Origin of the sequence: Acinetobacter sp. P1332 (genome assembly GCF_044057475.1) — a bacterium.
GTDB classification, from domain to species: Bacteria; Pseudomonadota; Gammaproteobacteria; order Pseudomonadales; family Moraxellaceae; genus Acinetobacter; species Acinetobacter johnsonii.
The window spans coordinates 47406-60668 of sequence record NZ_CP171157.1 but is presented as its reverse complement, the minus strand read 5'-3'; the positions used below and the strand labels follow the sequence as shown (position 1 = coordinate 60668).

Genomic DNA, 13263 nt, shown 5'->3' with positions numbered 1-13263 from the left:
GTACTACAAGGGTTTATATCAATTCACAGCAAAATGATCAATTAGACATCTAAATTTAGATCAGTTACCGCGCCTTTTTCCGCACCAGTGGTCAGTTTTGCAAACTTGGCCAAAGCCCCATAACGATAATTCGGCTGTGGTTTCACCCACGCGGCTTGACGCGCTGCGGCCTCTTCTGCCGAAATATGCCACGTCATTTCGCGGGTTTCTGCATTGATTGAGATTTTATCGCCATTTTGCACTAAACCAATTGGCCCACCTTCATAGGCTTCTGGGGTCACGTGACCAATGACAAAACCATGACTGCCACCAGAGAAACGACCATCGGTGATCAGCGCCACAGATTTACCGAGTCCTTTACCAATTATCGCTGAGGTCGGTTTCAGCATTTCAGGCATGCCCGGTCCACCTTTAGGCCCTTCACCACGAATCACCACCACTTCACCCGCTTGAACTTCGCCATCTAAAATGCCACGCATCGCGCCGATTTCACCTTCAAAGACACGTGCGGGCCCTTCAAAGTACAGGCCTTCTTTGCCGGTAATTTTAGCCACAGCACCTGTTGGAGAAAGATTACCCTTGAGCACCACTAAGTGAGAGTCTTTTTTAATTGGCGCGTCGAACGGTAAAATAATCTGCTGACCTTCTGGATAGTCTTCAACTTCAGCCAAATTTTCCGCCAAGGTCTTTCCAGTGACCGTTAAACATGAACCATCGAGCATGCCAGCATCAAGCATTCGCTTCATCAGCGGTTGAATGCCCCCAATCGCGATCAGCTCAGACATCAAATATTTGCCAGATGGACGCACATCGGCCACTACGGGAATATCTTGCCCGATACGGACGAAATCATCCAAACTCAGCTCAACCCCAGCAGTATGTGCCATTGCCAGTAAGTGCAGCACACCATTGGTCGAACCACCCAAGGCAATCAGCACTTTAATTGAGTTTTCAAATGCAGCTTTGGTCATAATATCGCGTGGTTTCAGGTCTAAGCGCAGTAAATTCATCACCGCTTCACCTGCTTTTTGACAGTCGATCCGCTTGTCATCAGAAACCGCTTCTTGTGCAGAGGAGCCCGGCAAACTCATGCCCAAGGCTTCAATCGCAGAGGCCATCGAATTTGCAGTGTACATGCCACCACATGAACCCGGCCCCGGCAGTGCCACTTCTTCAATCTGTTTGACTTGAATGGCACTGATTTCACCTTTGGCGTGCTGACCCACAGCTTCAAAGACGGAAATCATGTCGGTATGTCCTGCGCCAGGCTTAATTGTACCGCCATAAACAAACAAACCTGGACGGTTTAAACGGGCTAAGCCCATGATGCAACCCGGCATATTTTTGTCACAACCACCGATCGCGATCACGCCATCATAGGCTTGGCATCCCACCACCGCTTCTATCGAATCCGCAATAATTTCACGGCTCAGCAATGAATACTTCATACCTTCGGTGCCGTTAGAAATACCATCTGAAATGGTGATGGTATTAAAAATAATGCCTTTACCACCAGCTTGATTGACCCCTTTTTCGGCCTCACGTGCCAGTTCATTGATATGCATATTACATGGCGTGACATTAGCCCAAGTAGACGCAATACCAACAAAGGGACGAGTAAAGTCTGAATCTTTAAAGCCTGTGGCACGCATCATGGAACGTGCAGGCGCATTTTCAATGCCTTCATAAACTGGGGCTGAATGTTCGCGGATATTGTCTTTACTCATTGTATTTGTCCTTAGCGATGGCTGCGTATTGCTCTACAGTCTTGGCAATTTTTTCTGTTTTTATTGTATAGAAAGCAGGCTAGACATGAAAGCGACTCGCTGGGTATTACATGAACCCATTTATTGTTTTTTCTACCAAATCAGATCACATGATGAAGCAATATGGATGTCGCTGTTTCACTGTATGACAGGGATGCCATATCAGGGGAGCAAAGGCATTTTATTACTTTTGTGTCGTCAAAAGTAAAATCTCATCTACGCAATAACAGTACAAACCGTACTGTAAAATGTGACTGTGCTATTTTCATTAATCAATAAAAAAGCACCCCCAAAGGAGTGCTCTTTCTTATCCGTAAAACCTACCGATTAAATTTCACGTACTGCGCCTTTAGACGCACTGGTGGTATGCATTGCATAAGCCTTTAAGGCTTTAGACACTTTACGTGGACGCTGCTCAGCAGGTTGCCAGCCTTTGGCTTCTTGTGCTTCACGGCGCGCAGCCATGGTTGCTTCATCCACCGCTAAGTGAATACTACGGTTTGGAATATCGATTTCGATACGGTCGCCATCTTCCACCAAACCAATTGCACCGCCTTCAGCCGCTTCAGGAGACACGTGACCAATAGAAAGACCTGATGAACCGCCCGAGAAACGACCATCGGTGAGTAAAGCACAGTCTTTACCAAGGCCTTTCGATTTTAAGTAACTGGTTGGATACAACATTTCTTGCATACCCGGACCACCACGCGGACCTTCGTAACGAATCACCACCACATCGCCAGCAATGATTTTGCCCCCTAGAATCGCTTCTACTGCAGCATCTTGGCTTTCAAACACACGGGCCGTGCCGTTGAATTTTAAGATGGAATCATCTACACCCGCTGTTTTCACAATACAGCCTTCAAGTGCAATGTTACCGTACAGGACAGCCAAACCACCATCTTGAGAGAAGGCATGCGCAGCATTACGAATCACGCCATTGTCACGGTCACCATCTAAACGAGAGTAGTAACGGTCTTGTGAAAATGCGGTTTGCGTCGGTACACCACCCGGTGCTGAACGGAAGAATTGGTAAACATCTTCATCTTCAGTACGGATGATATCCCATTTGTCCAAAGCATCTTTTAAGGTTTTTTCATGCACAGTCGGTACAGAAGTATCCAGCAAACCTGCACGGTCTAATTCACCCAAGATCGACATGATGCCACCTGCACGGTGTACGTCTTCCATGTGCACATCTTGTTTTGCAGGTGCAACTTTACACAGTACAGGCACTTTACGTGACAAACGGTCAATGTCGGTCATGGTAAAGTCAACTTCTGCTTCATGCGCCGCTGCCAACAAGTGTAGAACGGTATTGGTTGAACCGCCCATTGAAATATCAAGCGTCATGGCATTTTCAAAGGCTGCTTTGGTGGCAATTGAGCGTGGCAACAAACTGTAATCATTTTGTTCGTAATGACGTTTGGTAATTTCAACAATCAACTGACCAGCGCGCTCGAATAGTTTTTTACGATTCGCATGTGTCGCTAAAGTTGAACCATTGCCCGGAAGCGATAGTCCCAACGCTTCGGTTAAACAGTTCATTGAGTTTGCAGTGAACATGCCTGAACATGAACCACAGGTTGGACAAGCTGAACGTTCGTATTCAGCCACTTCTTCATCAGTGAAGCTGTCATCTGCTGCGACGATCATGGCATCAACAAGGTCAATCGCGTGTTCATTGCCACGGATTTTCACTTTACCCGCTTCCATCGGCCCACCAGAGACGAACACCACAGGAATGTTCAGACGCATAGATGCCATCAACATGCCCGGGGTAATTTTGTCACAGTTTGAAATACACACCATCGCATCAGCACAGTGTGCATTGACCATGTATTCCACCGAGTCCGCAATCAAGTCACGTGAAGGCAATGAATACAGCATGCCATCGTGGCCCATCGCAATACCATCATCAACGGCAATGGTATTAAACTCTTTAGCTACGCCACCTGCTTTCTCAATTTGGCGTGCTACAAGTTGACCTAAGTCTTTTAAATGAACGTGACCCGGTACAAATTGAGTGAATGAGTTGACTACCGCAATAATCGGCTTACCAAAGTCTTCATCTTTCATCCCCGTTGCGCGCCATAAGCCACGCGCACCCGCCATGTTTCTTCCGTGTGTTGATGTTTTTGAACGATAGTCAGGCATTGTACTTTTCCAACATAGTTGTGCTTGAGATGAATGTCCACATTCACTCTGGCTAAAATCTGAGTTCTGAGAGTGTCAAACTGTCAAAAATTTAAACATAACATATTCACATTCTGCGTAAATCTCGTTTTTAGGCATCTCGACCTAAATTATCGAAGGCAGTAAGTTTGCGTGCTACATTTTAACCGATGAGCTGACATTCAATTGCATATGGAAACTACTATAACCCGTTCAATCGCCTTGCAATACAAAACTTCTATGAATAATTTTTAAATTTTGCATGAGTTTTATTTATATGAAATACAGATTTTGAGCGATACGCTATCAAGGAGCATTGCGCTATTTTTTGAATAAAACTCTCGTACATCATTCAGTTAGAACCGCTCTATCAGCTTTTTATGCAGGATAAATCTGTAGCTGCTCGAGTTTTGCTATAATTGTTTTAATCTTCTCCTTTTTCCGAGTATTTCTTGAAAATCATCTTTGCAGGCACGCCCGAATTTGCGGCTGTGGCATTAGACGCTCTCCTAAAAACAGAACACGAAATTGTAGCAGTCTATACACAACCTGACCGTAAAGCAGGTCGTGGGCAGAAACTTACCGCTTCAGCCGTGAAGCAGTTGGCTTTAGCGCATGATATTCCTGTGTATCAACCGCTACATTTTAAATCCTCAACTGAAGAAGGTTTAGCTGCTCAAACTGAGCTCAAAGCCTTAAATGCAGATGTGATGGTGGTGGCTGCTTATGGCCTTATTTTGCCACAAGTGGTTTTGGATACACCTAAATATGGCTGTTTGAACATTCACGGTTCACTGTTGCCACGCTGGCGAGGTGCAGCGCCTATTCAACGCGCAATTTCTACTGGAGATACCGAAACTGGGGTCACCATTATGAAAATGGCCGCAGGTTTGGATACGGGCGATATGATGTATAAAACCTACTGCCCGATTGAAGCTACAGATACCTCTGCAAGCTTGCATGACAAACTGGCACTCCAAGGGGCTGAAGCGACGGTCAAAGTGTTAGCCTCTGAAAGTACATTGCAGCACTATTTAGACAACCGCGAAGTGCAAGATGAAGCTTTGACAGTCTATGCACACAAACTCTCTAAGGCTGAAGCGCAAATTGATTGGACTTCAACAGCGGTGCAAATTGACCGTAATATTCGCGCATTTAACCCATGGCCTGTCGCATTTATCGCACTGGATGAAAGCAATAATCTGCGCGTTTGGGGTTCGATGTTGTCTCAAGAAAATGCCCAAGCTCAAGCGGCAGGCACCATTTTAGCCATCGATAAACAAGGTGTTCATGTCGCTTGTGGCGATGAACACGCGGTGTGTTTAAGCTCTCTGCAATGGCCGGGGGGTAAACCCCTAAATGCCGTACAAATTTTACAAACCCAAAAACTGAATATTGGACAAATTTTATAATGAAACAATCTCCCCACGCCTCAGGTAAGACCCTAAACTTACGTGCTCAGGTTGTTAAAACGTTATTGGCTGTCCAAAATGGTCAATCACTGGCATCGGTGCTTCAGCAACACATGGCAATTGTGTCTGACAAAGACCGTGCCTTGTACCATGAATTAGTTCTTGGCTGTTTACGCCAATGGCATGCGCTTAAACAAGTGACTTTACCGTTGTTGACTAAGCCACTGGAAAACCAAGTCGTTGAAACCTGTTTATATGTGGGTTTATACCAATTGCTGTGTACCCGCGTTGCAGCGCATGCCGCGATTTCTGAAACGGTAGAAGCAGCTAAACAATTGGGTATGGAAAGCTTAAGTGGTGTGGTGAATGCTATTTTGCGCCGTGCAACACGTGAAACGGAACAATTCTACGATGTTTTGGAACAAGCCTCGAATCTGCCAAGTTGGTTAGCAAAGCGTTTGAAAAAGGACTGGGGCGAGCAACTGGCTGAAATCAGCTATGAGCTGAAACAAGTTGCACCCTTAACCTTAAGAGTGAACACCTTACAAGTCAGCCGTGACGAATATCTTGAAATTTTAGAAGATGAAGGCATTGAAGCCCATGCCTGTGAACTTTCAAATGTCGGCATTGTGCTGGATGACAGTCTGCATATCCCAAGCCTACCAGGTTTTGAAGTAGGTGGTTTTTCAGTCCAAGATGAACATGCACAACTCTGTGCAACTTTGTTACCCGACTTGAATGGCAAATTTGTAATTGATGCCTGTGCAGCACCTGGCGGCAAGACAGCGCATATTTTAGAGATGTATCAGCCGAAAAAATTGATTGCACTCGACCAAGATGAAAAGCGCTTAAAACGTGTCTCTGAAAACTTAGAGCGTTTGGCTTTAAATGAAAAGTATGTCGACATTATCTCGGCAGATGCGGTGAAATGGACATCGCCTGAGCTTGCAGATTGTATCGTACTGGATGCACCTTGCTCTGCCATTGGGGTGATCCGTCGCCATCCCGATATCCGTTTGCTGCGTCAGTCAGGGGATATTGCCAAAACGGTACAGCTGCAAAAGCAGATTCTTGAAAATATGTGGCAACAGCTCAAAGTGGGCGGTACATTGTTATACATCACCTGCTCGATTTTGAAAGCCGAAAATGAACAGCAAATGGTCGACTTCTTTGCTGAACATACGGATGCGAAAGAAATTAAAATTGATGCCGATTGGGGTATTGAGCAGATTTATGGTCGCCAACTACTCCCACAAGTAGGGCGTGGCGATGGTTTTTATTATTGTCGCATTGAAAAGATTTAAAAATAAAAGGAGCTGAAAGGCTCCTTTTTTCATGTGTGTACTGATTGCAGTTGCTGCAATTTTTCTAAAAAGCGAACTGCGTTAAGTTAAAGTGTGCCACAGTTTTCAGATAAATAAGTGGCTTGATCCATCAAACGTTCTGCTGAAGCAAAAATCTCACGCGAATGATGCCAACCTAATTCACGGTACTCAGCAGCTGCCCAAACCAAATTCACTTCAGCTTGTGCAAGTTCTTTATAGGCACATTGAAACCCAGTCTGTGTTTTTAGGGTTGCGGCACGCGTCCATAAATCACGGCGCATCAGTTGGGAAAACGCTAGCATTGCTGTTTCTACACTTAACGTTGCACGCTGATCTGCATATACAATCTCTAAAACCTGCTGATAGATCAGATCAATATTTTGACGCTTCGCTTTTTCACTATATTCATGGTCAGCATAACTCAGCCATGTTCGTGCTTTTTCTAACTGGTACTTGTCTCGTACGTCCATCGCTTGCTCAATTGCAGTGTGCAATTGCTCATGCACCTGCTGCTGCGAAACTGGATAATTTGAGCTGACAGGGACCTCTGCAGCATGCGCCACCACAGTACCCAAAGCTAGAAGCCACAACACATGTTTAGCATGATGTTTCAACATTATTTAGGCTCCAAGGCTTTATTGACTGAAGGCTTATTTTTGTTAAATAAGTTTTCGTCAAATTTGAAGCGGAAACGGAAATATGCTCCATCCATCGTTGTATCACTATCAATCAGATCTTTATCTTGATAGCCCACAAAGTTATATCCACCTGAAACCCAAAGGTTCGATGCTAGTAGATAACCCACTTCAACCCCTGCCATCAACTTGGTTCCATCCGAAACACTGTTCCACATCACGCCAGCATTCACTCCTGCATCCCAACGCTCATTAATGTCGTACATAAAACGACTGTTGAGCATTTGAGTCATACCACTGGTTTGCAGTAGATCATAAGTTTCATCCAAATATTTAACCGCATATTGCCCAGATACATGCACCGAACGTGTTGGATGATAATTCATATGATGAGACATAATATAAACATTGCGCTCATATGGATCATTCAGCGTTGTTTCATTTTTCTCGTAGCGATATTCTATTTTGCTCAATGAGTCAAAACGATTGGTTGCCAAATCACGATATGCAGCACCGACCTGAACACGGTCAATCACGCGATCGCCAGAATCTGCAGACTTATTGTCGGTAATATTCAAGACATTTTTAGCCAATAAGGTCACTTCGTCTGAATACTTGTACGCGGTACCTAAAGTATTTAAATAGCTATCACTTTGATTAGACCAACGCCCTTCTATACGTGCCACATTTTTCCAGCGTGGATTGGAAAGGTGTTCAAAGCCCAAAGTCGCAGCGGTAGACTCTAGTGAATCTTTATTTTCACCTTCAAAGACTTTTACTTTTTCAAAACTGGTATTAAAGAATAGCCCTTCTTTAAGCTGCCAACGATTACGCACACCCATCGCGGCTTCAGCTTCACGTGCGCTCATACCATCACGTACACGATATTCACTAAACACAGAGCCATCACGCATATATTCACTGTCTAAACCAAAAACGGTGGTATTACGTTTTTGCGTGTCATTGAGCTCGTATAATCCGCCTATACTTGAAATGAACTCATGGCGCGCATAGGCATGAATATTTTTATAAACTTGTGCATCACCACCTACAGCAAATACACGGCGGTCACTATCCGCGATGTCTTGCTCATATTCTAGGAAAGCACTTGAACCATCAAAAGGGAGTGCTGTTTTTAATTTAGCGCGCACAGTGGTACCGTCATATGGCGTTTCAACATTTTGGGTTGAAGCACTGGCTGCATTGGCTGACTCATTATAATAACGTGCACCCAGCTCTAAACTTACAATACGGTTAATCGCTTTCTCAATCGAAGCACTCACGCCATGACGAACACCTTCATTCACGCTATCTTCAGTCCGTACCGCTTCAACACGTAAAATACCAAACTGATCTAAACGTGCATTAAGTTTGACTGCACTTTCTTTGCGCCCTGAACTGATTGAAGACGCCGCATTACGGAAACCTTCATCTGCTTGTTGATGGTAAGCACGTAAATCGACCTTGTCATTTTTGTATTCCAATTCAACGCGTGCCGCTGTGCCATCACCAGATGTGTCTTTACTATTTGATGCATTCACATCTGTCAATTGGTCAAGGTTTAGGGCATCGTGGTCAGAATATGCATATTCCGCAATCAGTTTGGTCTTATCATTCCAATGAATGACGGTATTGGCACTGGCAATTTTCTCTTGATCCATAGGATCATCATTTTGAATATAAGAGCCACCCACCGTCACTTTGTCATTGAGTTTATAACGGCCATTCACGCCAGCAACGGTATATTCCTGCCCCCCTTGATCCGACTCTACAGTAATCCGTAGATAAACAGGATTCAGGTTTTCATCAATACTGCTTAACGGTGAGGTCAGGTAAATACTGTTGGTATAGGTATCTACTTGATAGTCGCTGAAGCGATTTAAAGTACGCTGCGCAATAATCAGACCAGGATTGTTACGATCACGAACAATCACTTCCACCTTTTCACTATTTTCTAAAATATCGTCGGTATCAATACCTAAAGAATATGGACCAGAAACCCCCATTGCACGTAATTCATTTACGATTTGCGTTGCATTGGTTCGTGCTGCGAAGCCCGAAACTTGGTAACGATCCCCTTCAACAGTTGACTTCAGACCTGTCAATGAACGGCTGTATTGACCCAGTGAAAGCCCTTCGTCATTTTCTGTACGTGTAACATAGTCCCCATACATGGCATAAGAACGGCCTTTATCCACACGGACATAAAGTTTACTGGTGGATTGTGCATCGAAGCCTTTCGCTGATGCATCGCCATACACGGGGTAATATTCATCTGGACGGATATCACGGAATAGGCGCTGATTATTTTCTTTGCTCGAGTCATAAGCCAAAGTCAGTAAATAATCTCCGCGCACCTTTCCTTTTAAGAATAAAGCCGCACGACCACGAATGGCGGTTTCACCATCCCCTGAACTGGATAAATCATTCAGTTCTTCTTCAAACCCATCTTGAGTCGAACTCTGTGATAAATTTTTTGGGTCAAATTTATTCAGTGCAAATGAACCTTCGATAATCCCCGCAACCAACATTGGGCGCAATTCTGCTAAAAAGCGAACAGGAACTGTCTGCTCATAAATACCACTACGAATACGCAGTACACCTGAACCCGCTTCTAATGGCGCAAGAACTGGGATAACCAGTGAGCCACCTTCAGCAAAAACTTGAATACCCGGTTTATCTGGATCTAAATCTTTGAGTTGAACCGTTCCCACCGATGTTTCTATCGTAATTGGGGTACGTGTTGCAACAGCCGTGCCATTGCGATCAAGCACCTTAACAACAACTTGATAAACGTCTTTGCCATTGGCATAAACCACTTGCTCTACAGGCTGCGCAGCCAGTTGGCTCATCGCATCTGGTGCGATTACTGTCACTTGCTGTTGGTCACGTAGATTGCCAAAGCTATCGTACTGGCGAACTGCAACTGTGTTTTTACCTGCAAGCAGCGGCACACCAATAAAGTCTAAACCAGCAACTCCATACTCTTGATAAGCTGCTTTTTTACCAATACGTTTTTCCGAAATTTGCTCGTCATTCACAAATAAACGGATGTCAGTTCCTAAAGCACCTTTCACCTGAATGGTTGCTTGTTGAGCAGGTAGTACTTGCTGTTCATTTAAGTTCAAAATTGCAAGTTGGTTCGACTCAGAACGTTGTAGTTCTTGCTCTAAATCTAAAATCGTTGGTGTTTTAACGGGTTCAACTTGAACCGTTTTAACGTCTTTAATCTGTTCTTTTTTATATTCAATATTACAGTTTGCCGAAGCCCCTGAAGCACTAATACAACCACTTGCAGGCTGACCTTGAACATCAGTCACATAACTGCTCTGTGCATCTACGTTTAAATCTTGGCGTAAGGTTTGCTCAAGTGCATCAAGTTGCGCATCAATTTTGCTACGACGGGCTTCAATTTGTGTTACCAATGCCTGACTACATTCGCCTGCGGTATCTGCAATCGCGAAATCGGCGCGGTGCAATTCACCGCGTTTTAAGTCCACAAATCGGCTGGCTGGATCACCCGCTTGACGGTTACTGATTAGTACCAACTCAGCATTATTCGGTAAAGTGGTATTGTCGACTTTGAGGACATGGGTAATTGGTTTAATGCCATAGAAGTTATATTTCCCTTCACGGTCAGTGACCACAAAGTTACCATCTTCCATATAAATACGAACACCTGGAACACCAAGCTCGCCCGCATCTTGCACCCCATTACGGTTACAGTCAGTAAATACTTTACCCACCACGAAACCATCTGGACTAAATACCCCTGGTGTCACTTTGACTGCCGCTTGTGCTTCATTTGAAGTCGTATTTTTATTATCCTGCGCGTAAACACGGTTAATCCCATCGCCACTTAAAGCATTTGGCCCGACATACACACGGTATTGAACTTTCGCTTCTTGTTTCGGTGTCAGTGTCCCTAAGCCTAAAGTTAAATAAGGACCTTTACCACCCTGTGGGTCATTACTTTTTTGACCATTGACACGCGTAGTGCCTGATACATACACAAAGCCACGTGGCAAAGTATCTTTCATATTGACGTCATACAATGTTGAGTCACCCATATTGGCAACCGTCACCATATAATCTTTAAAGTCACCAATCTCAGCTGTTTTATCGCCCACCACTTCTTTTTTAATGACCAATTTGTCATTAATTGGCGTCACAATATCAACTGGGTCGATTGGGATATCAATATTGAGTGCAGCATCACCTGTTTTTAAAGTGAAGTTTCCGCCATAAGACCATGATGCATCGACCACACGCTGATCAAAATTATTATAAATGGTTTTGTCACTGGTAAATTTATAGTGGGTTCCACCCGCAATCGTTGAGGTGTCGATATATAAGCTATAAGTACCATTTTCAACATAAGGGTAAATAAACTCACCATCACTATTGGTTACCTGCTTTGCAGGAATAGCAACTTTGTCCCCTGTCGTTTCATCTAGTTTATAAGCAACATTTTCAGCAGGTTTGCCATTCGCATCCAATAAAGTAACGGTTGCACCCGCAACAGGTTGATTGGTTTTGGCATCAAAAACCACACCATATGGATCAATGAGTACATTGGTATCTACATCACTAATACTGTTTGTGGAGTTACCATTTTCATCCAAGCAATCCGTTAAGCTAACAACCACTTGATCACGCTTAACCGTTTGTAGAATTTGATCATTCTGCTGTGCTGTCGCAGACTCCTGCGTAGGTAATGAAAACCGGAATATGCCTGTGTTGATGCCTGTTTCAACACCCTGTACATATTCAATATCACCAGTTTTCGTCGATTGAACTTTGATTTTAACTTTGTCTACACTGCTACGCGTGGCATTACACATGGCACTATTTGCAGCAATATACAACGGCTTAGTTAAACTGCCAGTCGCTAAAATATTAGAATAATCTTTGCTGTTATTGGTGATGGAAGAGCTTCCACCCACTGTGGTGACCACTTCATTCGACAGAGTCTTTTTAATACTTGAGACTAGGCCATGCTCAACATTAAAGATGTTCGAAATCGATGTACGACTAATATTAGAATTCATCGTCACAACCAGTTCGACCGTTTCAGTCGCATTGGCTGCTAGCGCTTGCGGATAAGCCACCACTAAAGTATTGATGAGTGATTTATCATTCGGGATCTGCTGGGTAAATTTATCTTGACCTAATGGATATAGCACCAAAGCTTTTGTGTTATTTGCTTTTGCTGATTTAAACGTGGTGTTGGCTGGTAACTCGTCCAATAACACCACAGCATTAATGGTTTGTCCATCGACCTCAATCGGCTTAGTACCCGAATTACGCGTAGAGGTATTTTTTACGTTTAAGGTATAAGTTAAATCGTAAGACTGACCCGCTTTTGGTTCGAAACTACTTTTATCGACAGCTTTGGTTGCCGTTAACTGAGGTAAAAAACTAATTAAGCCGTTAACAGCATCTGCAATAGCTGTTGGATCTTGAATGACATATGCACGCAGTGGTAAATCAACTTGTTGACTATCATTTAAAGAGCTCGATGAGTCGGCCACGACCCATAGGTCAACTTGTTGACCACTTTCTAAACTCAAATGCCCCGTCACCAATAAGTCTGAACGATCAAATTCACCATTTTGGTTACTGTCGACATAAATTTTTATATTGGATAATTCTGGAACCGAATTTTTATCAATTGAAATATCGGCTTGTGTATTACTGTGATTGGTTAGAGTGTTTAACCAAATGACTTTTGCACCCGCATTAATCTCTTGACGAGCTGGTGAAGTCAAACTAATTACATATTGGGGATTAATCGTGACTTGAACAGTATTGGAAACGGCCTGACCAATCAAACCATCCTTTTGTACAAAACTTGCATACGCAGTATTGGTGATATTTTGCCCAGCAGCAGGCATCACAGCATAAGCGTGATTTACCAAAGCCATAGCTGTCGCTAAGCTTGAGAAAA

The 13263-nt window shown here is 43.8% G+C and carries 6 protein-coding genes; 2 read left to right on the top strand and 4 right to left on the bottom strand.

Annotation, left to right across the window (positions count from 1 at the left end; translation table 11 throughout):
* Window positions 1-41 precede the first annotated feature (41 nt).
* Both ilvD (ACFN7Z_RS00200) and ilvD (ACFN7Z_RS00195) read right to left on the bottom strand, forming a co-directional pair.
* A complete protein-coding gene (ilvD, locus tag ACFN7Z_RS00200) occupies window positions 42-1727 on the bottom strand; it encodes a dihydroxy-acid dehydratase (RefSeq protein ID WP_130235514.1) in 1686 nt (561 codons plus the stop codon).
* Window positions 1728-2093: 366 nt separating this feature from the next.
* On the bottom strand, window positions 2094-3923 hold the full coding sequence (gene ilvD, locus ACFN7Z_RS00195; RefSeq protein WP_130235515.1) for a dihydroxy-acid dehydratase: 1830 nt from the start codon (window positions 3921-3923) through the stop codon (window positions 2094-2096).
* A 470-nt stretch (window positions 3924-4393) separates the two neighbouring features.
* Here ilvD (ACFN7Z_RS00195) and fmt point away from each other — a divergent pair, with 470 nt between their 5' ends.
* Together fmt and rsmB are read left to right on the top strand one after the other, a co-directional pair.
* On the top strand, window positions 4394-5353 hold the full coding sequence (gene fmt, locus ACFN7Z_RS00190; RefSeq protein WP_395442338.1) for a methionyl-tRNA formyltransferase: 960 nt from the start codon (window positions 4394-4396) through the stop codon (window positions 5351-5353).
* Complete coding sequence (gene rsmB / locus ACFN7Z_RS00185) at window positions 5353-6657, top strand: 16S rRNA (cytosine(967)-C(5))-methyltransferase RsmB (protein ID WP_395442336.1); 1305 nt, start codon at window positions 5353-5355, stop codon at window positions 6655-6657. Before fmt ends, rsmB begins: the two co-directional genes overlap by 1 nt.
* A gap of 86 nt (window positions 6658-6743) precedes the next feature.
* On the opposite strand, the gene ACFN7Z_RS00180 is transcribed toward rsmB, so the two are convergent.
* Both ACFN7Z_RS00180 and ACFN7Z_RS00175 read right to left on the bottom strand, forming a co-directional pair.
* Window positions 6744-7295 carry a hypothetical protein gene (locus tag ACFN7Z_RS00180; protein WP_078425152.1) on the bottom strand — a complete coding sequence of 184 codons (552 nt, stop codon included), beginning with the start codon at window positions 7293-7295 and terminating at the stop codon, window positions 6744-6746.
* Window positions 7295-13240, bottom strand: a complete 5946-nt coding sequence (locus ACFN7Z_RS00175; protein WP_395442667.1) for an SdrD B-like domain-containing protein — start codon at window positions 13238-13240, stop codon at window positions 7295-7297. Before ACFN7Z_RS00175 ends, ACFN7Z_RS00180 begins: the two co-directional genes overlap by 1 nt.
* Window positions 13241-13263 lie beyond the last annotated feature (23 nt).

Coding starts and splice junctions, on each gene's coding strand:
- ilvD (WP_130235514.1), bottom strand. CDS start 1,727: ATGAGTAAAGACAATATCCGCGAACATTCAGCCCCAGTTTATGAAGGC.
- ilvD (WP_130235515.1), bottom strand. CDS start 3,923: ATGCCTGACTATCGTTCAAAAACATCAACACACGGAAGAAACATGGCG.
- rsmB (WP_395442336.1), top strand. CDS start 5,353: ATGAAACAATCTCCCCACGCCTCAGGTAAGACCCTAAACTTACGTGCT.
- ACFN7Z_RS00180 (WP_078425152.1), bottom strand. CDS start 7,295: ATGTTGAAACATCATGCTAAACATGTGTTGTGGCTTCTAGCTTTGGGT.
- ACFN7Z_RS00175 (WP_395442667.1), bottom strand. CDS start 13,240: ATGGCTTTGGTAAATCACGCTTATGCTGTGATGCCTGCTGCTGGGCAA.